The 24,851-nt window shown below is 66.7% G+C and carries 18 protein-coding genes; 3 read left to right on the forward strand and 15 right to left on the reverse strand.

The window, feature by feature from the left end; genetic code table 11:
* The 4 genes from V6S85_RS19985 to rpsL all read right to left on the reverse strand — a co-directional run.
* Positions 1 to 76 (reverse strand): hypothetical protein (locus V6S85_RS19985; protein WP_334349513.1); only part of this gene is annotated, 76 nt, incomplete at its 3' end.
* Between the two features lie 123 nt (positions 77 to 199).
* On the reverse strand, positions 200 to 2,278 hold the full coding sequence (gene fusA, locus V6S85_RS19990; RefSeq protein WP_116564922.1) for an elongation factor G: 2,079 nt from the start codon (positions 2,276 to 2,278) through the stop codon (positions 200 to 202).
* A 114-nt stretch (positions 2,279 to 2,392) separates the two neighbouring features.
* Positions 2,393 to 2,866: a 30S ribosomal protein S7 gene (gene rpsG / locus V6S85_RS19995; protein ID WP_004624018.1), complete on the reverse strand. Its 474-nt coding sequence runs from the start codon at positions 2,864 to 2,866 to the stop codon at positions 2,393 to 2,395.
* A gap of 12 nt (positions 2,867 to 2,878) precedes the next feature.
* A complete protein-coding gene (gene rpsL, locus V6S85_RS20000) occupies positions 2,879 to 3,250 on the reverse strand; it encodes a 30S ribosomal protein S12 (RefSeq protein ID WP_058350131.1) in 372 nt (123 codons plus the stop codon).
* 354 nt (positions 3,251 to 3,604) lie between these two features.
* Here rpsL and V6S85_RS20005 point away from each other — a divergent pair, with 354 nt between their 5' ends.
* Positions 3,605 to 4,387: a hypothetical protein gene (locus V6S85_RS20005; protein ID WP_243410474.1), complete on the forward strand. Its 783-nt coding sequence runs from the start codon at positions 3,605 to 3,607 to the stop codon at positions 4,385 to 4,387.
* Here the strand turns inward: V6S85_RS20005 and V6S85_RS20010 are convergent.
* From V6S85_RS20010 to rpoB, 4 genes are all read right to left on the reverse strand, one after another.
* The gene (locus V6S85_RS20010) at positions 4,384 to 6,183 is read right to left on the reverse strand and encodes a methyl-accepting chemotaxis protein (protein ID WP_334350019.1); all 1,800 of its coding nucleotides are present in this window, start codon (positions 6,181 to 6,183) and stop codon (positions 4,384 to 4,386) included. The two genes, V6S85_RS20005 and V6S85_RS20010, sit on opposite strands and share 4 nt — an antisense overlap.
* A 126-nt stretch (positions 6,184 to 6,309) precedes the next feature.
* Positions 6,310 to 6,834 carry a hypothetical protein gene (locus tag V6S85_RS20015; protein WP_116564926.1) on the reverse strand — a complete coding sequence of 175 codons (525 nt, stop codon included), beginning with the start codon at positions 6,832 to 6,834 and terminating at the stop codon, positions 6,310 to 6,312.
* Between the two features lie 111 nt (positions 6,835 to 6,945).
* Entirely contained in the window at positions 6,946 to 11,136 is a 4,191-nt protein-coding gene (gene rpoC, locus V6S85_RS20020; RefSeq protein ID WP_116564928.1) for a DNA-directed RNA polymerase subunit beta', read from the reverse strand.
* A gap of 99 nt (positions 11,137 to 11,235) precedes the next feature.
* Complete coding sequence (gene rpoB, locus V6S85_RS20025) at positions 11,236 to 15,306, reverse strand: DNA-directed RNA polymerase subunit beta (RefSeq protein ID WP_116488548.1); 4,071 nt, start codon at positions 15,304 to 15,306, stop codon at positions 11,236 to 11,238.
* A 342-nt stretch (positions 15,307 to 15,648) separates the two neighbouring features.
* On the opposite strand from rpoB, the gene V6S85_RS20030 reads away from it, so the two are divergent.
* Positions 15,649 to 17,343: a tetratricopeptide repeat protein gene (locus V6S85_RS20030; protein WP_334350020.1), complete on the forward strand. Its 1,695-nt coding sequence runs from the start codon at positions 15,649 to 15,651 to the stop codon at positions 17,341 to 17,343.
* 262 nt (positions 17,344 to 17,605) lie between these two features.
* Here V6S85_RS20030 and V6S85_RS20035 read toward each other — a convergent pair whose 3' ends face one another.
* From V6S85_RS20035 to rplJ, 3 genes are all read right to left on the reverse strand, one after another.
* Positions 17,606 to 19,957, reverse strand: coding sequence for a glycoside hydrolase family 31 protein (locus V6S85_RS20035; protein ID WP_334350021.1), 2,352 nt, complete (start codon positions 19,955 to 19,957; stop codon positions 17,606 to 17,608).
* 339 nt (positions 19,958 to 20,296) lie between these two features.
* Positions 20,297 to 20,677, reverse strand: a complete 381-nt coding sequence (gene rplL / locus V6S85_RS20040; RefSeq protein WP_058346458.1) for a 50S ribosomal protein L7/L12 — start codon at positions 20,675 to 20,677, stop codon at positions 20,297 to 20,299.
* Positions 20,678 to 20,723: 46 nt separating this feature from the next.
* Positions 20,724 to 21,242 (reverse strand): 50S ribosomal protein L10, encoded by a 519-nt coding sequence (gene rplJ / locus V6S85_RS20045; protein WP_058346459.1) that lies wholly within the window; start codon positions 21,240 to 21,242, stop codon positions 20,724 to 20,726.
* A gap of 376 nt (positions 21,243 to 21,618) precedes the next feature.
* On the opposite strand from rplJ, the gene V6S85_RS20050 reads away from it, so the two are divergent.
* Positions 21,619 to 21,996 carry a VOC family protein gene (locus V6S85_RS20050; protein WP_116564934.1) on the forward strand — a complete coding sequence of 126 codons (378 nt, stop codon included), beginning with the start codon at positions 21,619 to 21,621 and terminating at the stop codon, positions 21,994 to 21,996.
* A 180-nt stretch (positions 21,997 to 22,176) separates the two neighbouring features.
* Here V6S85_RS20050 and V6S85_RS20055 read toward each other — a convergent pair whose 3' ends face one another.
* The 4 genes from V6S85_RS20055 to rplA form a co-directional block, all read right to left on the reverse strand.
* Positions 22,177 to 23,400 carry a TIGR03862 family flavoprotein gene (locus V6S85_RS20055; RefSeq protein ID WP_116564936.1) on the reverse strand — a complete coding sequence of 408 codons (1,224 nt, stop codon included), beginning with the start codon at positions 23,398 to 23,400 and terminating at the stop codon, positions 22,177 to 22,179.
* On the reverse strand, positions 23,397 to 23,792 hold the full coding sequence (locus V6S85_RS20060; RefSeq protein ID WP_334350022.1) for a type II toxin-antitoxin system VapC family toxin: 396 nt from the start codon (positions 23,790 to 23,792) through the stop codon (positions 23,397 to 23,399). Before V6S85_RS20060 ends, V6S85_RS20055 begins: the two co-directional genes overlap by 4 nt.
* A complete protein-coding gene (locus V6S85_RS20065) occupies positions 23,792 to 24,031 on the reverse strand; it encodes a type II toxin-antitoxin system VapB family antitoxin (protein WP_116564940.1) in 240 nt (79 codons plus the stop codon). The genes V6S85_RS20060 and V6S85_RS20065 overlap by 1 nt, the downstream gene beginning before the upstream one ends.
* A gap of 127 nt (positions 24,032 to 24,158) precedes the next feature.
* Complete coding sequence (gene rplA, locus V6S85_RS20070; protein WP_116564942.1) at positions 24,159 to 24,848, reverse strand: 50S ribosomal protein L1; 690 nt, start codon at positions 24,846 to 24,848, stop codon at positions 24,159 to 24,161.
* Between the last annotated feature and the right edge of the window lie 3 nt (positions 24,849 to 24,851).

A 24,851-nucleotide genomic window follows, 5' to 3' on the forward strand; every position in this document is an offset into this window, starting at 1 on the left:
TCTTGCCATGGTCAACGTGACCGATGGTGCCGATGTTGCAGTGCGGCTTATTACGTTCGAACTTTTCCTTGGCCATCTTCTTAGCTCCAGGACCCCAGAGGGGCCTTTATCAAAACAGGTTGAACTTCTGGGGTGGGGCGAAAGGGGCTCCTTTGAACCCCTTTCAATCCAGCGTCTAGGCTTTTCCCGAAGGAGAGGCTTAGGCGTACTTCTTGATCACTTCGTCGGCGACGTGTTGCGGCACCGGATCGTAGTGGTCGTAGACCATGCTGAACTGAGCGCGGCCTTGCGACATGCCGCGCAGGGTGTTCACGTAACCGAACATGTTGGCCAGCGGGACGAAGGCGTTCACGACGGTGGCGTTGCCGCGCATGTCCTGACCCTGGATCATGCCGCGACGGCTGTTCAGGTCGCCGATGACCGAACCCAGGTACTCTTCCGGGGTCACGACCTCGACCTTCATGATCGGCTCGAGCAGCTTCGGAGCGCCCTTTTCGCGCAGCTCCTTGAAGGCGGCGCGCGAGGCGATTTCGAAGGCCAGGACCGAGGAGTCGACGTCGTGGTACTTGCCGTCGGTCAGGGTGGCCTTGAAGTCGATCAGCGGGAAGCCGGCCAGCAGGCCGTTGTCCTTGACCGATTCCAGGCCCTTCTGGACGCCCGGGATGTATTCCTTCGGCACGGCGCCGCCGACGATCGAGTTTTCGAACACGAAGCCCGAACCCGGCTCGCCCGGTTCGAAGGTGATCATGACGCGGGCGAACTGGCCCGTACCACCGGTCTGCTTCTTGTGCGTGTAGTCGATGTCGACCTTGCGGCCCAGCGATTCACGATAGGCCACCTGCGGCGCGCCGATGTTGGCTTCGACCTTGTAGGTGCGCTTGAGGATGTCGATCTTGATGTCGAGGTGCAGCTCGCCCATGCCCTTCAGGATCGTCTGGCCCGACTCGAAGTCGGTCGAGACGGTGAAGGACGGATCTTCGGCGGCCAGCTTCTGCAGGGCGACGCCCAGCTTTTCCTGGTCGGCCTTCGACTTGGGCTCGACGGCGATCTCGATGACCGGGGCCGGGAATTCCATGCGCTCCAGGATCACCGGCGACTTCAGCGGATCGCACAGGGTGTCGCCCGTGCGGGTTTCCTTGAGGCCGGCCAGGGCGACGATGTCGCCGGCGTAGGCTTCCTTGATGTCTTCACGGTTGTTGGAGTGCATGAGCAGCATGCGGCCGACCCGCTCGCGCTTGTCGCGCGTCGAGTTCAGCAGGCTCATGCCGGTTTCCATCTTGCCCGAGTAGAGGCGGCAGAAGGTCAGCGAACCAACGAAGGGGTCGTCCATGATCTTGAACGCCAGAACCGACAGCGGCTCTTCGTCCGAGGCCTTGCGAACGATTTCTTCTTCGGTCTTGAAGTCGATGCCCTTGGTCGGCGGGATGTCGACCGGCGACGGCAGGTAGTCGACGACGGCGTCGAGCAGGGGCTGCACGCCCTTGTTCTTGAAGGCCGAGCCGCAGAGGATCGGATAGAAGGCGCCGTTCAGAACGGCCTTGCGGATGCACTTCTTGATGGTTTCTTCCGAGGGCTCTTCGCCGCCCAGATAGGCTTCCATCGCGTCGTCGTCGAGTTCGACGGCGTTCTCGACCAGGTAGGCGCGGGCTTCCACGGCCTTGTCCAGCAGGTCGGCCGGAATCTCTTCGTCGCGGTAGGTCGCGCCGAGGCCGTCATTGTCCCAGACCACGGCCTTCATGCGGACCAGGTCCACGAGGCCCTTCAGGTTCGATTCCGAACCGATCGGGAATTGGATCGGCACGGCCTTGGCGCCCAGACGGTCGCGGATCGACTCGACCGACTTGTCGAAGTCGGCGCCGATCTTGTCCATCTTGTTGACGAACACGATCCGCGGAACCTTGTACTTGTCGGCCTGACGCCAGACGGTTTCGGTCTGCGGCTCGACGCCGGCGTTGCCGTCCAGCACCGTCACGGCGCCGTCGAGGACGCGCAAGGAACGCTCGACTTCGATGGTGAAGTCGACGTGCCCGGGGGTGTCGATGATGTTGAGGCGCTTGTCGTTCCAGAAAGCGGTCGTCGCGGCCGACGTGATGGTGATGCCGCGTTCCTGCTCCTGCTCCATCCAGTCCATGGTCGCGGCGCCGTCGTGGACTTCGCCGATCTTGTGGGACTTACCGGTGTAATACAGGATCCGCTCGGTCGTCGTCGTCTTGCCCGCGTCGATGTGGGCCATGATGCCGAAGTTGCGGTAGTCTTCGATTTTATGCGTGCGGGGCATAGCGATCGCTCTGCGAAACGGGGCGGCCCTGACGGACACGACCGGGATTTAAACGTGCGGCGCGGGCGGTTTATCGCAAACCGCCCGCGCCTGAAAGGGTGCTGGTAAGAAAGCTTACCAGCGGTAGTGCGAGAAGGCCCGGTTGGCTTCAGCCATCTTGTGGGTGTCTTCGCGCTTCTTCACGGCGGTGCCGCGGTTGTTCGAAGCGTCGAGCAGCTCACCAGCCAGCTTTTCCGTCATGGTGTTCTCACCGCGCTTGCGAGCGGCGGTCACCAGCCAACGGATGGCCAGGGCGCGGCGACGGTCCGGACGGACTTCAACCGGCACTTGGTACGTGGCGCCGCCGACGCGGCGCGAACGGACTTCGATCGCCGGGGCGACGTTGTCCAGGGCGGAGTGGAAGGTTTCAAGCGGACCTTGGTCCTTGCGCTTGGCTTCCAGGATGTCGAAAGCACCGTAGATGATGTTTTCGGCGACGGCTTTTTTGCCTTCGTACATCACGTAGTTCATGAACTTCGTGACAACCAGATCCCCAAACTTGGGGTCCGGCAGGACTTGACGCTTCTCTGCGCGGCGACGGCGGGACATTCTTCTTCTTCCTTACTTCGGACGCTTGGCGCCGTAGAGCGAACGACGCTGCTTACGATCCTTGACACCTTGGGTATCGAGGACGCCGCGCAGGATGTGATAGCGGACGCCGGGCAAGTCCTTGACGCGGCCGCCGCGGATGAGCACCACCGAGTGCTCCTGCAGGTTGTGGCCTTCGCCCGGAATGTAGCACACGGCTTCGATGCCGGTGGTCAGACGGACCTTGGCGACCTTACGCAGAGCCGAGTTCGGCTTCTTCGGGGTCGTCGTGTAGACGCGGGTGCAGACGCCGCGACGTTGGGGGCAGCCCTTCAGGGCGGGCACCTTGTTCCGGACCGGCTTCGGAGAGCGCGGCTTACGGATGAGCTGGTTGACGGTAGGCATTAAGTCTCTGCTCTGATGGAAGCGTGTGCCTTTCGGCCGAGGCGCTTCAGGGTCCTTGTTGTTCTTCTTTCCGGCTTCAAGGCTCCGGTTGGAGACCCGATAAACACGAAACTCGCCGGGACGCGGAAAGCGTTCCGGCGGGCCTGCCGTCGGTTAAGAGACGGACGCTCATCAGGACGGGCGCAAGACCCACCTCGAAAAGAGCGCGGAACCTACTCGCGAAGGGGCTCCACGTCAATCGTCGCCTTCCGCGTCGGTTAATGCGGCGTTTACGCGCGGCGCGCGACGGTCACGCTTTCGCCATCAGCGATCGCCAGCCTGGGCTCGCAACCTTCCCTTGTCGTCGAGTTACTCGTGGTCGAAGCCGCCGCGCGATCCATAACCCTTCTGCTGGATCGCCCCGCCGAAGCCAAGCCCGACAAGCGGTTCTGGGCCGTGGCGGGCGGATCGGCAGCCGTGCACCTGGCGGTGCTGGCGTGGCTGGCCCTGCCCGTGCGCGAGGTCTTTCCCGACCAGGACACGGTGTCGACCGTGACCATCGACCTGATGACGCAGACGCCGCGAGAGACCCCGCGCGAGACCACCAGCGCCGCGCCGGCCGCACGCTCGAATCCCTCGCCGATTCCAAGAGAGGCCCGTCGGCCCGCGCCCACGGGAATCGCCCCCTCCCCGTTCGTGGCCGCGCCCTCGGCGGGCCAGCGCGACCGCGGGGCCTCGGACCATCCCGCGCCCCTGCCCGCCGCCCAGCCCGGCGGCGACCTGAAGGCGGCCCTGCGCGGCAGCGGCACGGGCTGCGCCAACGACCGCGCCGTGGGCCTCAATCGGCGGGAACGGGAGCGCTGCGACGAGCGCTGGGGCGAGGCCGCCCGCAAGGCGCCGGAATACGCAGCCCCCATCGAAGCCGGAAAACGGCGCGACTTCGACATCCAGTCGCTACGGCAGGAGGCCGCCCGCGCCTATCGCGACGCGCCCATGGGCCCCGGCGTCGACCATCGCAGCCGCGACGGCCCCGGCCGGGGCAAGGACATCCCGATGGTCGGGGGCCTGGAGCAGGACGGCCTGGGCCGCCAGCGCGACGCGACGCAGCAGAAGCTGCGCCTGCTGGAGATGCAGCAGAAGAAGACGAAGAAGGACTAGCCGGCGCGACGCAGTCCGGCCGAGGTGGTCTGGGAGGTGCGGAAGCGCGCCACCATGCCCGACAGCTCGTCGGCGGCCGTGACCAGGTTGCGGCTGTCGCCGGCCGAGCGGCTGATCAGGGCCGCGTTGCGCTGGGCGCCCTGGTCCATCTGGTTCACCGCCGTGTTGACCTGCGACAGGCCCACCGACTGCTCCTGGGCGCCGGCGGCGATCTGGCTGACGATGCCGTCGATGGCCTCGACCTGGGCGACGATCTTCTGCAGGGCCTCGCCCGTGCGGCCGACCAGCTTCACCCCGGCCTCGACCTGACGGGCGCTGTCGGCGATGTGGACCTTGATCTCCTTGGCGGCCTCGGCCGAGCGCTGGGCCAGGGCCCGCACTTCTTGCGCCACGACCGCGAAGCCCTTGCCGGCGTCGCCGGCGCGCGCCGCCTCGACGCCCGCGTTCAGGGCCAGCAGATTGGTCTGGAAGGCGATCTCGTCGATGACGCCGACGATCTGGCCGACCTGGTGCGACGAGGCCTCGACCCCGCCGATGGCGGCGATGGTCTCCTCGACGACGATGCGCGAACGGCCGGCCTCGGTCTGGGCTTCACGGACGGCCATGTGGGCCCCGCGGGCGCCCTCGGCGGTGCGGCGGACGGTGACGGTGATCTCTTCCAGGGCCGCAGCCGTCTCTTCCAGGCTGGCGGCCTGCTGCTCGGTGCGGTCTGAGATGTCGGACGAGGCGTCGGCGATGCTGCCGGCGCCGGCGTTGAGCGCGCCGACGGCGTCGACCACCGAGCTCATCGCCCCCTCCAGGCGCTCTACGGCCTGGTTGAAGTCGCTGCGCAGGCCTTCGTAGTCATGGGCGAAGGGCTGGACCAGACGGACCGTCAGGTCGCCGTTCGACAGACGGCCCAGGCCTTCGGCCAGGCTCTCGACCACCAGGCTCTGCTCGCGGGCCGAGCGGGCGTCACGGGCCTGGGCGGCGGCGCGGTCGGCCTCGGCCTGGTCGCGATCGCTGGCGGCGTCGGCCTCGATGCGGCGCTTGGCCTCGGCGTCGTCGCGGAAGGCATGGACGGCGTCGGCCATCAGGCCGATGTCGTCGCGGCGGCCGCCGAACGGCAGGGCGACGTTCAGGTCGCCCTTCATCAGGCGGGCCATGGCCTCGCGCAGGGTCTTCAGCGGCGACAGCTGGCGGCGGACGGTCAGCACCGAGGCGACGCCGCCGGCCAGGCCCAGCACCACGCCGGCCACGCCCAGCCAGGCCAGCTGGCGGTAGACCGGACCGAAATAGATGTCCTTGGGCACGCCGACGAACATCACGCCGATCACCTGGCCCGAAGCGTCCTTGATCGGGTCGTAGGCGACGAAGTAGTCGCGCTTGAGGATCTTGGTCTCGCCGCGATAGGGCTCGCCGCGACCGAGCACGGCGTCATAGACCGGCCCCTGGGCGAGGCTGGTGCCCACGGCGCGCGAGCCGTCCGGCTTCTCGACATTGGTGGTGATGCGCTTGTCGCCGGCGAACACGGTGGCCACGCCCCCGGCCAACGCCTTGACGCGGTCGACGCCGGCCAGGTCGCCGTTCAGCACATGGTCGCCGACCATCAGCTGGTCGCCCTCGCGGCGGAACGACTGCCCCTGGCGGCCGATGACGTCCCAGGCCACGCGCATGCTGGTTTCCTGCTGGGCCACGGCCTGGCGCTTGGCGAAGCCGAGCGAGCTCCAGGCGACCACGGCGAGCAGCCCGGCCAGCAGAACGGCGAAGGCGGCGGCGATGGTCAGGCTGACCTTGGTGGAGATGTCCGAGCGCATGATGTCCGGGCGAGAGGAAGGAATTTGCACTCCTTTTCAGCCCGCCCGGCTGAAATTTCATTTAACGCCCTGAAATAACGAGAGTCTTTTTACAATTCGTCACATTTCCACCGAAGGTTGCCAAATCTAGGCGGCCGGCTTCGGCGTCGTTGCGGGGCGGGTGATCTTGCCGTTGCAAGCCATCTTCCAGGCTTCCCAGTAGCTGGTGTCCAGATGGGCGCAGCCGGCCTTGTTGTAGGCGACCTCGGCCTCGTACCAGTCGACGTCCTGTTCCCCCAGATACTTGAGCACCAGCGCCCGGCACTGAGGCCTGGCCTTGGGCGACAGGGCGTCCGCCTCCCGGACCACGTGATAGGCTTCCTCGTTCTTGGCCCTGGTCGCGACGAAGCCCGTCCAGCGATCGCCCGGCATGGCCGCATCGAGACAGACGAACCGCCCCTCCCCTTCGACGTCGCTGACCAGAGGGTCGCGGAACAGCACCTCCTGGGGCTCCGGGAACGTACCAGAGACGATCGAGAATACCTCGTCGACCGCCACCTTTTCGGCGCCGGTGAAGCCGTCCGAGGGCTTCGGGTCCGGCGGAACCTCCGGCGCGCAAGCTGCCAGGCACAGAGCGGCCGCGACCGTCCCCAACGAGATGCTGCGAAGCATGGACGTCCCCCGACATCCGGCCGCCCCGGGCGACCGCGCAAAACAAAAGAGCGGCCGGGTTTCCCCGACCGCTCCTTGCTTAGCACAACCTGTAAGGCTGTCTCCCGCCGATTACTCGGCGTCCGACAGGGCGATCTCGGCCGGCAGCGGCTCCATCGCCTCTTCGCGCTGGGCGGCCAGCTGCTCGTCGCGCTTGGCGGCGACGCGCTGCAGGCTGCGCAGGTAGGAACCCGTACCAGCGGGGATCAGGCGACCCACGATGACGTTTTCCTTCAGGCCTTCCAGGGTGTCGGTCTTGCCGTGCACCGAGGCTTCGGTCAGGACGCGGGTCGTTTCCTGGAACGACGCGGCCGAGATGAAGCTCTTGGTCTGCAGCGAGGCCTTGGTGATGCCGAGCAGCACCGGCTGGGTCACAGCCGGACGGCCGCCGCGGGCGATCGCCTTGTCCTGTTCCTTGTCGAAGTCCGGCTTATCAAGGTGGTCGCCCTTGATGAGGCCGGTGTCGCCGGGCTCGAGGATCTCAACCTTCTGCAGCATCTGACGAACGATCGTCTCGATGTGCTTGTCGTTGATCGGCACGCCCTGCAGTCGATAGACCTCCTGGATCTCGTCGACGAGGAAGTTGGCCAGGGCCTCGACGCCCAGGATGCGCAGGATGTCGTGCGGATCCGGGTTGCCGTCGATGATGTACTCGCCGCGCGTGATGTAGTCGCCATCATGCACCGCGATGTGCTTGCCCTTCGGGATCAGGAACTCGACCGCTTCGGGCTGGTTGCCGTCGGCGTCGACGTCCGGAGTGATCTTGATCCGGCGCTTGTTCTTGTAATCCTTGCCGAATTCGACACGGCCGTCCATTTCCGCGATGACCGCGCAGTCCTTCGGACGGCGGGCTTCGAAGAGTTCGGCGACGCGCGGCAGACCACCGGTGATGTCCCGGGTCTTGGCGCCTTCGGTCGGGATACGGGCGATGACCTCACCCGGCTTCACTTCGTCGCCGTCAGCCACCGAGAGAATGGCGCCGACCGACAGGAGGTAGCGAGCCTCGCCGCCGTTCGACAGGCGCTTGTACGAGCCGTCCTCGGCCAGCACGCCCATGGCCGGACGCAGGTCCGAACCGCGGGCCGACGCGCGCCAGTCGGCGATGACGCGCTGGGCGATGCCCGTCGCTTCGTCGACTTCCTCGCGGACCGAGAAGCCGTCCACCAGGTCTTCGGCGCGGATGCGGCCGCCGACTTCGGTGATGATCGGCGTGGTGTAGGGGTCCCAGTCGGCCAGGCGCTGGCCGCGCTTGACGGTGTCGCCGTCCTTGATCTTCAGGCGAGCGCCGTACGGCGGCTTGTAGTTCTCGCGTTCCTTGCCGTCGACCAGCACGCTCACCGAGGTGTTGCGGCTCATCACGACCAGGGCGCCGTCGGAAGCCACCACGGTGGCGCCGCTGACGCGGGCGACACCGTCGTTGCTGCTTTCGAAGAACGACTGCTCGGCCACCTGGGCGGTGCCGCCGATGTGGAACGTACGCATGGTCAGCTGCGTGCCCGGCTCACCGATCGACTGGGCGGCGATGACGCCGACAGCTTCACCGATGTTGACCGGGGTGCCGCGCGCCAGGTCGCGGCCGTAGCAGGCGCCGCAGACGCCGATCTTGGCTTCGCAGGTCAGGACCGAGCGGACCTTCACCGACTGGACGGCCGCCGCCTCGATGGCGTCGGCGATGTTCTCGTCGATGTAGGTGTCGGCCGGAACCACCAGTTCGCCGGTGCTCGGGTTCTTGATGTCCTCGGCCGAGAAGCGGCCCAGGACCCGCAGGCCCAGCGAGACCAGCACGTCGCCGCCTTCGACCACGGCGTGAAGGGTGATGCCCTTCGTGGTGCCGCAGTCTTCCTCGACGATGATGCAGTCCTGCGCGACGTCGACCAGACGACGGGTCAGGTAACCCGAGTTGGCGGTCTTCAGCGCGGTGTCGGCCAGACCCTTACGGGCGCCGTGGGTGGAGTTGAAGTACTCCTGAACGGTCAGGCCTTCCTTGAAGTTCGAGACGATCGGGGTCTCGATGATCTCGCCGGAGGGCTTGGCCATCAGGCCGCGCATGCCGCCCAGCTGCTTCATCTGGGCTTGCGAACCACGGGCGCCGGAGTGGGCCATCATGTAGATGGCGTTGATTTCCTTCTCGCGGCCGTTCTCGTCCTTATGCTTCGTCTGAAGCTCGGCCATCATCTCGTCGGCGACGCGATCGGTGGCCTTGGCCCAGGCGTCAACGACCTTGTTGTACTTCTCACCCTTGGTGATCAGGCCGTCGGCGTACTGTTGCTCGTATTCCTCGGCCAGAGCGCGCGTCTCGGCGACGATCGCTTCCTTGCGCTTCGGAATGATGATGTCGTCCTTGCCGAACGAGATGCCGGCCTTGGCGGCTTCCTTGAAGCCCAGGCCCATGACCTGGTCGGCGAAGATCACCGTCGCCTTCTGACCGCAGTGGCGGTAGACGATGTCGATGAGGTTGCCGATTTCCTTCTTGGTCAGCGCCTTCTCGATCAGTCGGTGACCGATCGCGGGGTGGCGCGGCAGCAGGGCGGCGATCTTCATGCGGCCCGGGGTGGTGTCGATCACGCGGCGGCGAGCCACGCCATCGGCGTCCACTTCGGTGAAGCGCGACTTGATCTTGGCGTGCAGCGACACGACGCCGGCGTCCATGGCGGCTTCGATTTCACCCAGATCGGCGAAGATCTTGCCTTCGCCCGGCTCGCCCTCGCGAGCGACCGACAGGTAGTACAGACCCAGGACGATGTCCTGCGACGGCACGATGATCGGGCGACCGTTGGCGGGCGACAGGATGTTGTTGGTCGACATCATCAGGACGCGCGCTTCCAGCTGAGCTTCCAGGCTCAGCGGGACGTGCACGGCCATCTGGTCGCCGTCGAAGTCGGCGTTGAACGCGGCGCAGACCAGCGGGTGCAGCTGGATGGCCTTGCCCTCGATCAGCTTCGGTTCGAACGCCTGGATGCCCAGACGGTGAAGCGTCGGGGCGCGGTTCAGCAGGACCGGGTGCTCGCGGATCACCTCTTCGAGGATGTCCCACACCTGGGGCTGCTCGCGCTCGACCATGCGCTTGGACTGCTTGACGGTGCCCGACAGGCCCTTGGCGTCCAGGCGCGCGTAGATGAACGGCTTGAACAGCTCCAGCGCCATCTTCTTGGGCAGGCCGCACTCGTGCAGCTTCAGGTCCGGACCCACGACGATGACCGAACGGCCCGAGTAGTCGACGCGCTTGCCCAGCAGGTTCTGACGGAAGCGACCCTGCTTGCCCTTCAGCATGTCGGCCAGCGACTTCAGCGGACGCTTGTTGGCGCCGGTGATGACGCGACCGCGACGGCCGTTGTCGAACAGGGCGTCGACCGATTCCTGCAGCATCCGCTTTTCGTTGCGGATGATGATGTCGGGGGCGCGCAGCTCGATCAGGCGCTTGAGGCGGTTGTTACGGTTGATGACCCGGCGATACAGATCGTTCAGGTCCGAGGTCGCGAAGCGGCCGCCGTCCAGCGGCACCAGCGGACGCAGTTCCGGCGGGATGACCGGAACGACGGTCAGCACCATCCACTCGGGACGGTTGCCCGACTCCTGGAAGGCTTCCAGGATCTTCAGGCGCTTGCTGAACTTCTTCTGCTTCATGTCCGACACAGTGCCGGCCAGTTCCTCGCGCAGACGCTCGGCCTCTTTCTCGAGGTCGATGGCCTTCAGCAGGTTCTGGACGGCCTCGGCGCCGATCTCGGCGGTGAAGCTGTCGTCGCCGTACTCGTCCTGAGCGCGGATGTAGTCGTCTTCCGACAGCAGCTGGTGCTGCTTCAGCGGGGTCAGGCCCGGCTCGGTGACGATGTAGTATTCGAAGTAGAGGACGCGCTCGATGTCCTTCAGCGGCATGTCGAGCATCATGGCGATGCGCGAGGGCAGCGACTTCAGGAACCAGATGTGAGCGACCGGCGAGGCCAGCTCGATGTGGCCCATGCGCTCACGGCGAACGCGGGCGAGGGTGACTTCCACGCCGCACTTTTCGCAGATGATGCCCTTGTACTTCATGCGCTTGTACTTGCCGCACAGGCATTCGTAGTCCTTGGTCGGGCCAAAGATACGGGCGCAGAACAGGCCGTCACGCTCGGGCTTGAACGTGCGGTAGTTGATGGTCTCGGGCTTCTTGATCTCGCCGAACGACCACGAACGGATCTTTTCCGGCGAAGCGAGCGAGATGCGGATCTGGTCGAAGGTCGGCGTGGCCTGGACCGGATTGAAGATGTTCAGGACTTCCTGGTTCATCTTGGTTCCTTCTGCGGGACTACCCGCGAAAATTCAAAGTGGAGAAGAGGCTGAAAGGGGCCCCTCCCCGGTCTTCGAGACCGAGGAGGGAGATCCGGATCAGCTGTTCTCCAGCTCGACGTTCAGGCCGAGCGAGCGCATTTCCTTGACCAGCACGTTGAAGCTTTCCGGGATACCGGCTTCGAACGTGTCGTCGCCACGGACGATCGACTCGTAGACCTTGGTCCGGCCGGCCACGTCGTCGGACTTCACCGTCAGCATTTCCTGCAGGGTGTAGGCCGCGCCGTAGGCTTCCAGAGCCCACACTTCCATTTCCCCGAAGCGCTGACCGCCGAACTGGGCCTTGCCGCCCAGCGGCTGCTGGGTGACCAGCGAGTACGGACCGATCGAACGGGCGTGGATCTTGTCGTCGACCAGGTGGTGCAGCTTCAGCATGTAGATGTAGCCGACCGTGACCGGACGCTTGAACTGCTCGCCGGTGGTGCCGTCGAACAGGATCGACTGACCCGAACGGTTCACGCCGGCCATCTCGAGGTGGTCCTCGATGTCTTCCATGCGCGCGCCGTCGAAGACGGGGGTGGCGATCGGGATGCCCTTGCCGAGGTTCTTGGCCAGTTCGACCAGGTCTTCCTCGGTGTCCGGCAGCTCTTCGTCCGGGCCGTAGACGTCACGCAGACGCTGGACCAGGGCTTCCTTCTGGCCGCCGTGCTGCCAGTCCTCGAGCAGACCGGTGATCTGCTTGCCGAGGTTGGCGCAGGCCCAGCCTAGGTGGGTTTCGAAGATCTGACCGACGTTCATGCGCGAAGGCACGCCCAGCGGGTTCAGCACGAGGTCCACGTGGGTGCCGTCGGCGAGGAACGGCATGTCCTCGATCGGCAGGATGCGCGAGATGACGCCCTTGTTGCCGTGACGGCCGGCCATCTTGTCGCCCGGCTGCAGCTTGCGCTTCACCGCGACGAAGACCTTGACCATCTTCATGACGCCCGGGGGCAGTTCGTCGCCGCGTTGCAGCTTGTCGACCTTGTCTTCGAAACGACGGTCGAGGCGCTTGCGGTTCTCGTCGAACAGACGGCGGAGGCTTTCCAGTTCGCCCATCGCCTTCTCGTCTTCGAGAGCGATCTGCCACCACAGGCCCGAAGCCACGCCGGCCAGGCCTTCGGCGGTGATTTCACCGCGCTGCAGGCCCTTGGGACCCGACAGGGCGACCTTGCCGATCAGCAGGTCCTTCAGACGGCCCGAGATGTTGCGGTTCAGGATCGCGAACTCGTCGTCGCGGTCCTTGCCCAGACGATCGATTTCCGAACGTTCGATGGCCAGGGCGCGCTCGTCCTTGTCGACGCCGTGACGGTTGAAGACGCGCACGTCGACGATCGTGCCGGCGACGCCCGGGGGCAGGCGCAGGCTGGTGTCGCGGACGTCCGAAGCCTTCTCGCCGAAGATGGCGCGCAGCAGCTTCTCTTCCGGAGTCATCGGGCTTTCGCCCTTCGGCGTGACCTTGCCGACCAGGATGTCGCCCGGCTGGACTTCGGCGCCGATGGCCACGATGCCGGCTTCGTCGAGGTTGCGCAGGGCTTCCTCGCCGACGTTCGGGATGTCGCGGGTGATTTCTTCCGGACCGAGCTTCGTGTCGCGGGCCATGACTTCGAATTCCTCGATGTGGATCGAGGTGAAGACGTCGTCACGGACGATGCGTTCGGAGATCAGGATGGAGTCTTCGAAGTTGTAGCCGTTCCAGGGCATGAACGCGACGAGCGCGTTGCGGCCCAGGGCCAGTTCGCCCAGCTCCGTCGACGGACCGTCGGCGATGATGTCGCCGGCGCTGATCTTGTCGCCCACCTTCACCAGCGGACGCTGGTTGATGCAGGTCGACTGGTTCGAGCGCTGGAACTTCGACATCCGGTAGATGTCGACGCCCGAGCGGGCCGGATCGGTCTCTTCGGTGGCGCGCACGACGATACGGGTGCCGTCGATCTGCTCGACGACGCCGGTGCGCTTGGCGATGACCACGGCGCCCGAGTCACGAGCCACGACCGCTTCCATGCCGGTGCCCACGAGCGGGGCGTCCGACTGGACGAGCGGCACGGCCTGACGCTGCATGTTCGAACCCATGAGGGCGCGGTTGGCGTCGTCGTTTTCGAGGAACGGGATCAGGGCGGCGGCCACCGACACGACTTGGCGCGGCGACACGTCCATCAGGTCCACCGTCTCCTTTTGCAGGAGGGTCGGTTCGCCGTTGATGCGGCCCGGAACCAGTTCTTCCAGGATCTCGCCTTCGACCACCTTGATGTTCGATTGGGCGATGACGTGCTTGGATTCCTCCATCGCCGACATGTAGACGACTTCGTCCTGCGGCTTGCCGTCCTTCACGCGACGGTACGGGCTCTCGATGAAGCCGTACTTGTTCACGCGGGCGTGGGTCGCGAGGCTGTTGATCAGACCGATGTTCGGGCCTTCCGGCGTTTCAATCGGGCAGATCCGGCCGTAGTGGGTCGGGTGAACGTCGCGGACTTCGAAGCCGGCGCGCTCACGGGTCAGACCGCCCGGGCCGAGGGCCGAGAGACGACGCTTGTGGGTGATTTCCGACAGCGGGTTCGTCTGGTCCATGAACTGCGACAGCTGCGAAGAGCCGAAGAATTCACGGACGGCGGCGGCGGCCGGCTTGGCGTTGATCAGGTCGTGCGGCATGACGGTGTCGATATCGACCGACGACATGCGTTCCTTGATGGCGCGCTCCATGCGGAGCAGGCCGACGCGGTATTGGTTTTCCAGCAGTTCGCCGACCGAACGCACCCGGCGGTTGCCGAGGTTGTCGATGTCGTCGATTTCGCCGCGACCGTCGCGCAGGCCGACCAGCAGCTTCAGGACGGCCAGGACGTCTTCCTTGCGCAGGACGCGGACTTCGTCCGAGACTTCCTGCTCCAGGCGCATGTTCATCTTCACGCGGCCCACCGACGACAGGTCGTAGCGCTCGGCGTCAAAGAACAGCGACTTGAACATCGCTTCGGCGGCTTCCACCGTCGGCGGCTCGCCCGGACGCATGACGCGGTAGATGTCGAACAGCGCGTCTTCACGGACGGCGTTCTTGTCCACGCGCAGGGTGTTGCGCATGTAGGCGCCGACCGTCACGTGGTCGATGTCGAGCACGTCGATGGTGTCGAAGCCTTGGTCGGCCAGGGCCTGGATCGTGGGGACGTCCAGCTCGTCGCCGGCTTCGGCGTAGATTTCGCCGGTCTCGAAGTTGACGGCGTCGCGGGCCAGGTAGCGGCCGGTCAGGGCTTCCGGACCGAGCAGCAGGGTCTTCAGACCGCCGTCGGCCAGCTTCTTGGCGTTGCGGGCGCTGATCTTCTGGCCAGCCGGAGCGACCTCTTCGCCGGTGTCGGCGTCGATCAGGGCGACTTCCGGCTTCACGCCGCGCCAGCGCTCGGGCTTGTACGGGGTGGCCCAGCCGCCCGAACGCTTCTCGAACGGAACGACGTCGTAGAACGTGGTCAGGATCTCTTCGCCGTCCATGCCCAGGGCATAGAGGAAGGTCGTGGCCGGCAGCTTACGGCGACGGTCGATACGGACGTAGACGATGTCCTTGGCGTCGAACTCGAAGTCGAGCCACGAGCCGCGGTACGGGATCACGCGGGCGGCGAACAGCAGCTTGCCCGAAGCGTGGGTCTTGCCCTTGTCGTGGTCGAAGAACACGCCCGGCGAACGGTGCATCTGCGAGACGATGACGCGCTCGGTGCCGTTGACGATGAAGGTGCCCTTGTCGGTCATGAGCGGGATGTCGCCCATGTAGACGTCCTGCTCCTTGATGTCCTTCACCGAGCGGGCGCCGGTTTCTTCTTCGGTTTCGAAGACGATCAGGCGCAGCTTGACCTTCAGCGGCGCGGCGAAGGTCATGTCGCGCTGGATGCATTCCTCGACGTCGTACTTCGGCTCTTCGAACTCGTACGACACGTATTCGAGCACGGCGCGCTCGTTGAAGTCCTTGATCGGAAACACCGACTTGAAGACCGCCTCGACGCCCTCGTCGCGACGCTGGCCCGGACGGACCTCGCGCTGCAGGAACTGTTCGTAGGAGGAGCGCTGAACCTCGATGAGGTTCGGCATCTGCACAGCCTCGGGAATGCGGCCGAACGACTTCCGGATCCGCTTCTTGCCGGTGAAGGATTGCGCCATGTTTTTTCCCTGCGGCGCGGACGGAATCCGCGCGTGAATTCGAATGCCTCGGCGTCCACCCTCGCCGCTCTCCTTGCCGGAGAGCGTCGGACGCTGGAATTCCCCTGACTGGCGACCGGGACCGGAAGCCTGTCGGGCGCCCCTTCGCGCGGATCGGAGGGCGGCTGATCGCGCCTCGGGGCGTTGAAGAGCGGACGTGCGTGGACGCACTCCGCCGAAATGTCTTCGTGAACGGGCCGATATAGGGGATCGAAGCGAGGATGGAAAGGGGGAAACAGCGACCAATTTCACGGCGCGGGTCCGTTCAACGTGGCGACGCTTCCTCCTCGCCAAGGCCCGCCGATGACCGCCGCGCTCAAGACCCGCCCCGCAGAGCGGCCGTTATCGCCCCTGCACCGCATCGCCGCGCGCCTGGACGAGGTTCCCGCCGCCGCTCGAAAGCGGCTGGTCGCGGCCGGGGACGCGCTGGCGGACGGCGACTTCGCCCGCGCCGAAAGCCTGGCCGCCGCGGCCTTGCCCGAGGGCGCAAGCCTGGCCCTGCGCTTGATCGGCCTGGTGCGCGAGCGGGCCGGCGCCCTGCCCCAGGCCTTCGAGGCCTTGCGGCAGGCGCACCTGAAGGCGCCCGCCGATCCCGACGGCGTGCGCGATCTGGCCCGGCTGGCCCGGCGCATGGGCCAGCCGGCGCTGGCCGCCGACCTGCTGGCGCGCGTCCGCGCCGCCCGCCCGGGCGACCTGGCCGACGCCCAGGACCTGGCGGCCGTGCTGCGCGACCTGGATCGCTGCGACGAGGCTTTGGCGATCGTCCGCGAAGCCATGGCCGACGCACCCGCGGCCCCGCACCTGTGGAGCCTGCTGGGCTCGATCGCCGCCCAGAAGGGCGACGACGCCGACGCCCGGGTGTTCCACGACGAGGCCCTGCGCCTGGCGCCGCGCGAGGTTCCGATCCTGGCCAACGCCGCCCTGGCCCGGCTTGATGTCGGCGACGCGGCGGCCGCCAAGGAGGCCTGCGACGCGGCGCTGGCCGCTCGGCCGACGCCGCCCCAGGCCGCCGCGCTCAGGCTGACGCGCGCAACGGCGCAGTTATGCATTGGCGATCTTCCCAGCGGCTGGGCCGACTACGCGGCCCGTCTCGCCCCCGAGCGGCGAGAGGCGCTGGTCTTCGACATCCCCGCCCCGCGCTGGACGCCGGACCTGCCCCTGCATGGCCTTTCCCTGATGCTGGTCGGCGAGCAGGGCCTGGGCGACGAGGTGATGTTCGGCTCGATGATCGGCGACGCCCTGGCCGCCCTCGGCCCGACCGGGCGCCTGACCCTGGCGGTCGAGCCCCGCCTCGCTCCCCTGTTCGCGCGCGCCTGGCCGGGCGTGCGCGTGATCGGCCACGTCACCACCAGCCTGGCCGGCCGCCTGCGCCGCACCGTCCCCGACGCCGGTCCGGTCCAGGCCTGGGCGCCGCTGGGCGACCTGCTGCCGCTGCTGCGCGGGACATTGGAAAGCTTCGAGGACGCCAAGCCCTTCCTCGCGCCCGATCCGGCGCGGGTCGAGCACTGGCGCGACTGGCTGCAAAGCCTCGGCCATGGCCCCAAGGTCGGGATCCTCTGGCGCAGCGGCCTAATGGCCGGCCTGCGCTCGCGCCGCTTCGCGCCGTTCGAGGCATGGACGCCGGTGCTGGCCACGCCGGGCGCGGTCTTCGTGAACTTGCAATATGGCGACGCCGGGCCGGACCTCGCCCGCGCCCAGACCCAGGGCCTGACGATCCACCGACCGCCGAACCTCGACCTGATGCAGGACCTGGAGGGCGTCGTCGCCCTCTGCCAGGCGCTGGACCTCGTCGTCGGTCCGCCGACCGCCACCACCAACATCGCCGCCGCGCTTGGGGCCGAGACCTGGATCGTCTCGGCCAACCCGAACTGGCCGGCGCTGGGGACGACGGGTTACCCCTGGTACCCGGCGGTCAGGGCGTTCCAGCCGGGTGGGGAAACCTGGGAGGCGCGACTGGTAGCGGTGGCCCGGGCGCTTGCCCAAATCCCTCTCTCTTAGAGAGAGGAAGGGGCCCGCCGCGCAGCGGTGGGAGGGTGAGAGGTTTCAACGCCTGCCGCGGAAACCCGCACCTCTGTGTGGTGTAGTCGCGAGAACGGAGCGCGACGGCCAGCAGTCTACCCGCCCCACTTCGACCGCGCCCCATCTGGTGAGATTGTACCCTCTCACCCTCCCATGGCTTCGCCATGGGCCCCTCCCTCTCTCCATGAGAGAGGGTTCAAAAGGAAAAAAGGGGGAGGACGTTTCCGCCCTCCCCCTTCGCTTACTTCACCACCTGGACCGCGGCCTGGGCTTGCGCCGCCAGAGCCTTGTCGCCGGTGGCCGTCAGCTTGCCGGCCTTGTCGTCCCAGCGCAGCTTCACCGTCTTGCCGACGCCCTTCTCGTAGGCGTTGGTGACGCCGTCGTCGTCATAGAGCGAGAACTCGGCGTCGCGGCCCGGATAGACCTTCACCGCGCTGATCGCCTGGACCTGGCTGGTGTTGGTGATCGGCGCGCCCATCGGCACGATCGAACCGGCGCGGACGAACAGCGGGATGACGTCGATCGGCGCCTTCACGCGGATCGTCTGGCCGCCCGTGAACTTCTGGTTGGTCCAGTAGTCATACCAGTCGGCGCCGGCCGGCAGGTAGACGTCGCGCTCGGTCTGGCCCTGCTGCGTGACCGGGGCCACCAGGAAGGCCGGACCGAACATGTACTGGTCGCCGATATTGGCCACTTGCGGATCGTTGGGGAAGTCCATGAACAGGCCGCGCATGAAGGGCGAGCCGGTGTCGTAGGTCGTCTTGCCCATCGAATAGAGGTACGGCATCAGCGCATAGCGCAGCTTCAGGTACTTGGAGAGAACGCCTTCGGCCTCCTTGCCGAACGACCACAGCTCGTTGCCCTTGCGCATGCCGTGCACCCGCAGGGTCGGGGTGAACACGCCGTACTGGAACCAGCGGGTGAAGAGCTCGGGATAGTCGTTGTTCTGGCCGACCACGTCGCGGGCGTCCGACGGATCCAGCAGCGGCGCCTTGGTCGCCGTGGTGGTCGAGGGCAGCCACTGCCAGCCGCCGATGTCGTTGCCCCAGTACGCGAGACCGGACGCGGTGAAGTTCAGGCCGGTCGGCACCTGGCGGCGCAGGGCCTCCCACGTGGGCTGGATGTCGGACGACCAGAACAGCGAGCCGTTGCGCTGGGCGCCGGTATAGGCGGCGCGGGCCAGGATCAGGTTGCGCTTGTCGGGACGGTCGCGGCGCGAGCCGTCGGCGGCCAGTTGGGCGTGCATCAGCGGGAAGGCGTTGCGGATGCGGTCGCCCGTGCCGGCGTGGAAGAAGAAGCCCGACGGCACCAGGTCAGGCTCAGTCTCGTCCAGCCACAGCCAGTCGAAGCCCTGCGAGATGATGTTGTCGCGGATCTTGCCCCAGAACCAGTCGCGGGCCTCGGGGTTGGTGCTGTCGATCAGCGCGCCGGTGCGGTCGCTGCGGAACGGCAGGCCGTCAACCGGATTGCCGTTCTCGTCCTTCAGGAACCAGCCCTTGCCGGCCAGGTAGTTGAAGTAGCGGCCTTCCTGCTCGAAGCGGGGCCACACGCTGATGATGGTGTGGACGCCGCGGTCGTGCAGCGTCTTGTTCATGCCGGCCGGGTCGGGGAACTGCGCCGGATCGATGTCGATCTGGCCCATGCGGGTCCAGTGGAACCAGTCCAGCACCATGATGTCGAGCGGCAGTTGGCGCTTCTGGTAGCCATCGGCCACGGCCATGAACTCGGCCTGGCTCTCGTAGCGGGCCTTGGACTGGATGTAGCCGAAGGCGGCCTTGGGCGGCAGCGGCGTCACGCCGGTCAGCGCGCGGTAGCCGGCGTAGATCTCGTCGGTGGTCTTGCCGGTGATGACGAAGAACGACACGCGCTCGCCGACATTGCTCTGCCACAGGGTGCGGCCGTTGACGCCCGGATAGATCTTCGTGGCCGACGGGTTGTCCCACAGGATCCCGTAGCCCTTGCTGGTCACCAGGAACGGCACGCAGACGCTTTCGCCGTGGGGCGCGTCATAGTCGTGCTTGCAGTCGATGGTGCGGCCGCGCAGGTCGAGCGCGCTTTCCGACTCCTGGTTCTGGCCCAGGCCATAGAAGTGCTCGTCGGCGGTCGTCGAGAAGCTGGCGCCGGCGCGGAAGGTCTTCTCGCCGCTGACCACGTGCGGGGCCATCTCCCAGCCGGTCATGTCGACCAGCGAGGTCCCGTCGGGCTTGCGCACCTTGATCGAGACCGGCGGCAGGGCCGGCGCGAAATAGCGCTCCTGCAGGCTGGGCGCGCCCGGCCACGGCTGGGCGACGACTTCCAGCGACAGCTCGGCGGAGGTGAAGATGTCGGCGCCGGCCTTCTGGTCGTGGCGCCAGCCCTTGTCGGTGGCCACGCCGTTGACGCCGTAGCCCGGGGCGCCCTTGGCCAGGTCCTTGTCCTGGCTGATGGTCACGCGGATCACGTTGGGGGCGTAGGTCTCGACCGAGACATAGGCGCCGTTGCGATCCACCGTGGTCTGCGGCGCGGCGACCGCCATGCCCGCCCCGACGCTGAGCGCCAGACCCGAAACCAGACCCAGGACGCGCGCCTTTGCGCCGTTACCCAGCCAAGCCATGCGATTCCTCCACTAAGTTACCGCTATCATTTCCTGACACCGGCGTAGTGGCGGCTGACAGCGCCGTCAACGCACAAGGTGCGATTTATGGGATGAATAGCAGTGACAAGATCCTCCCCCTGAAGGGGGGAGGTGTCGGCGAAGCCGACGGAGGGGGATGTGGCCTGTGAGCCAGCAACCGCCTCGGCCTCTGAAGGGACTTCCCCCTCCAGCCCTCTGGGCCACCTCCCCCTTCAGGGGGAGGACCTGGGAAAACGAAAACGGGCCCGGAGGTTTCCCTCCGGGCCCGTCTCGTAAGGTCATGAAGACCAGATCCGCGTCAGACGACGCGGAGCCGGATTACTTCACTTGGACCTTGGCGCCGGCTTCGGTCAGCTTCTTGGCGACTTCGTCGGCCTGCTGCTTCGAAACGTTTTCGACGACGTTCTGCGGAGCGCCTTCGACCAGGTCCTTGGCTTCCTTCAGGCCGAGGTCCGGACGGACGCCGCGGACTTCCTTGATCACGTTGATCTTCTTGTCGCCGCCGTCGACCAGGACAACGGTGAACTCGGTTTGCTCTTCAGCGGCTTCAACCGGAGCAGCGGCGCCACCGACGGCGGCCACGGCGACCGGAGCGGCGGCCGAGACGCCCCACTTTTCTTCCAGCAGCTTCGAGAGTTCAGCGGCTTCCAGCACCGACAGGGTGGACAGTTCTTCGACCAGCTTTTCGAGCTTCGACATGTGTCAGTTCCTTAGAGAGATTGGGATAGATTTGCGGGGATGACCGTTACGCGGCGTCTTTGGTCGCGTAGGCGTTGAAGACGCGAGCCAGCTGGCCAGCCGGGGCCTGCAGGACGCCAGCGATCTTGGTCGCCGGAGCCTGGATGAGGCCGATGAGCTTGCCACGCAGTTCGTCCAGCGACGGCAGGGTCGCCAGAGCGCGCACGCCGGCTTCGTCGAGCACGTTGGTCTGGTCCAGAACGCCACCGACAATCTTGAGCTTGTCGTTTTCTTTGGCGAACTGCACCGCGATCTTCGCGGCCGAGACGGCGTCCGGGCCGTAGGCGATGGCGACCGGGCCGGTGAACAGGGCGGAACCCGTGTCACCAAGCTTGCCGTCCAGAGCCTTGAGGGCCAGGGTGTTCTTCACAACCTTGATCGCGGCGCCTTCCTTGCGGAGGCGAAGACGAAGGTCGGTCATTTCCGCAACGGTCAGACCCATGTAGTGGGTCACGACGACAGCGCCGGCATCGGCGAAGACGCTTTTCAGCGACTCGATCGATTCCTGCTTTTGAGCGCGGTCCATTGCGGTCTCCTACTCAGTTGCAGGCGGCCGGACCATTCCGGCAGCCAGATGCTCGTCCCATGCGGAATTGCTCCCGCGCGCGAGTTGCATCAGCCTGTTCCAAGGAAAGTCGGCCGCGCACCTGACTCGGACTGACGTCACGAGAAGGAGGTCTTGGCGTCTCTATCCCTGTCTCCCGACGGCGAGGAAGGGCTCTTCCTCGATTATGGCGCTGGTGACCCCGCGCCCCGCAGTTCTCAAACAGGTTCGCCGCCGAACCGGAGTCCAGCGGAGAGGCGGGCCGTATAGAGGATTTGCACAAGGAACGCAACGGGGTGTCGGAACGCGGCGCGCTCGAACGTCTTCAAGGCAGCGAAACCCATGAAGGAGCCTTGCCATGCTGGGCCAGTTCGACGCCTCCCCCACCCTGCCGGTCAAGGATCTGGCGCGGGCCAGGCGCTTCTACGAGGAGACGCTGGGCCTCGCGCCCGAGGGCGATTCCGAGATGGGCGTCCAGGCCTACCGCGCCGGCGGCGTGGCGCTGACCGTCTACGAGTCAGAGTTCGCGGGGACCAACCAGGGCACCGCCGTGACCTGGCCGGTCGGCGATCGCTTCGACGCCGTGGTCGCCGCCCTGCGCGACAAGGGCGTGGCGTTCGAGACCTACGACATGCCCGGGATCACGGTGGAGGACGGCGTACATCGGGCGGGCGACATGCGGCTGGCGTGGTTCAAGGACCCTGACGGCAACATCCATCACGTGGGGAGTTTCTGAGGGCGCTGCATACGCCTTAACATTCGCTAACCCCTTTCTTCGCTTTCCTCGCCCCTGTGGCGAGGACCCATGCCAGCGGCTGCTCAGATCCCGGCCGACCTCGAAAGGTCTGAGCCGGTTGAAGCATGGGTCCTGGGCACGAGGCCCAGGAAAGCAAAGAAGGAAGAGCCGAGGCTGCGGCTACCGGCCCAAGCGCTCCCCCGCCGCCTTCGCGGCCGCCACGCCGGTGGCGAAGCAGGCCTGTAGCAGGTAGCCGCCCGTGGGGGCCTCCCAGTCCAGCATCTCGCCGGCCAGGAACACGTCGGGACGCGAGGCCAGCGCCAGGCCGTCGAGGCTGTCGAAGGCCACGCCGCCCGCCGCCGAGATCGCCCGCTCCAGCGGCCGGGCGGCGGTCAGGCGGATCGGCGCGGCCTTGATCGCCGAGGCCAGGGCAGCCGGCGACGACGGCAGGTCGAGGCCGTGAGCCTCGCGCAGCAGGTTCACCTCCACCGGCGAAAGCTTCAGCGCCTTGCGCAGGTGGTTGGCCAGCGACTGACCGCCGCGTGCGCCGGAGAGGCGCCGCTCCAGCGTCTCGGCCGGCAGGTCGGGGCGCAGGTCGATCGTCAGCACCGCCTCGCCGTCGCGGGCGATCGCCTCGCGCGGCGCAGGGCCCAGGGCGTAGACCGCCCCGCCCTCGAGGCCGTAGCCGGCGACCATGGCGTCGCCGCGGGCCTGGCGGCCGTCGCAGACCAGGCGAAGGTTCTTGAGCGGCTCGCCGGCGAAGCGGTCGCGGAAGATCGCGCTCCAGGCGACCTCGAAGCCGCAGTTGGCCGGCGCGAACGGCGCGACCTTGGCCCCCTGCCCTTCCAGCACGCCGGTCCAGGCCGCGTCGGAACCAAGCTTGGGCCAGCTGGCCCCGCCCAGCGCCAGGATCGTAACGCGCGGGCGCCAGGCCTCGCGACCGTCGGGGCCGTCGACCAGCAGCGCGCCGTCCTCAGCCCAGCCCGCCCAGGCCGACCGCGTGCGCAGCGAGGCGCCCAAGCCTTCCAGCCGCGCCAGCCAGGCCCGCAGCAGCGGCGAGGCCTTCATGGCCTTGGGGAATACGCGGCCGCTGGCGCCGACGAAGGTTTCCTGGCCAAGATCCCTGGCCCAGGCGACGAGATCGGCCGGCGTGAAGGCCTCGAGCATCGGCCGCAGCCGCGCGGCGCGGTCGCCGTAACGGGCCACGAAGCGCTCGAAATCTTCCGAGTGGGTCAGGTTCAGCCCGCCCCGGCCCGCCATCAGGAACTTGCGGCCGAAGGTCGGCATCTTCTCGAACACCACGACCGAGCGCCCAGCCTCGGCCAGGCGCTGGGCGGCGATCAGCCCGGCGGGCCCGCCGCCGACCACGGCGACGTCGATGATCCTGGAAGCGTTGGCAGTCACGCGGCCTCGATATCCGTCTGCGAGAAGTCGTCGCCCTTGTAGAGCAGCGGAACGCCGTTGGTCTTGGCGCAGGCATAGGCGAAGCAGTCGCCCATGTTCAGCTTCGCGGGATGAACGCCCTTGCCGAAGCGGGCGTGGGCGTCGACAGCAAGGATCTGTTCCGCTTCTTCGATTGGAACGACGACGGCGCCGGCAGACTTCTGGAGCGCTCTGACCTCTTCGGCTGCCTGCCGCACATCCAAGGCCGTTTCCCGTTCAACGGCGCGAACTGTTTCCCAAGTCGCTATCGCCGAGGTCACGACAACTCCAGCTTCCGCCAACTTCAGGCGAAAGGCATCCGCCTCCGGCTCACCGAGGAGTATGGCCGTCCAGGCCGACGCATCGACGAACATCAATCGTCGTTAAGGCTGTCGAAGAACGCCTTGTCGGCCTTGAGGCCCGTCCTCGGCACGCGAGCCATCCGGTCACTGATCGCCCGCATATTCGCCAGCTTCTCCTCCCTCGCCTTCTCGCGCACGGCCAGGGCTTCGGCGGCGGCCAGCTTCACCGTCTCGGTGATGCCGAGCCGCGTCTTCTCGGCCAGCTGGCGGACCAGGGCGTCGGTCTCGGGATCGCGGATGTGGAAGGCCATGGCGTCTCTCCGTCTAGACGAAAGATAACATCGGCTAGCCGGACCTACAACGAGGGCCCAAAACGCAAGACGGGCGCTGGATCGCTCCAGCGCCCGCCCGCGAAGTCAGTTTGCTTCGATCAGCCGATTAGGCGTTGATCGAGGCCACGTCGACCTTGAAGCCCGGACCCATCGTCGACGACAGGCCGATCTTCTTGACGTAGACGCCCTTGGCGCCCGACGGCTTGGCCTTGTTCAGGGCGTCGATCAGAGCCTTGACGTTGATCAGCAGGGCTTCCTCGGTGAACGAGGCCTTGCCGATGCCGGCGTGAACGATACCGGCCTTTTCGACGCGGAACTCGACGGCGCCGCTCTTGGCGTCCTTGACGGCTTGAGCGACGTTCGGGGTCACGGTGCCGACCTTCGGGTTCGGCATCAGGCCGCGCGGGCCCAGCACCTTACCGAGGCGACCGACCAGGGCCATCATGTCCGGCGAGGCGATGACGCGGTCGAAGTCCATGAAGCCGTTCTGGATCTTTTCGACCAGGTCCTCGGCGCCGACGACTTCGGCGCCGGCGGCGGTGGCTTCGGCGGCCTTGGCGTCCTTGGCGAAGACGGCGACGCGAACGTCACGGCCCGTGCCCGACGGCAGTTGAACGACGCCACGGACCTGCTGGTCGGCGTGACGCGGGTCGACGCCCAGGTTCACCGAGATCTCGATGGTCTCGTCGAACTTGGCCTTGGCGTTGGCCTTGACCAGGGCGATGGCTTCGGCGACGGCGTGGGTGGCGTCACGGTCGCCGGTCCAGGCGGTGATGCGCTTGGGTTGCTTAGCCATTGG

It is taken from the genome of Caulobacter sp. CCNWLW153, from assembly GCF_036889365.1.
Lineage (GTDB): Bacteria > Pseudomonadota > Alphaproteobacteria > Caulobacterales > Caulobacteraceae > Caulobacter > Caulobacter radicis.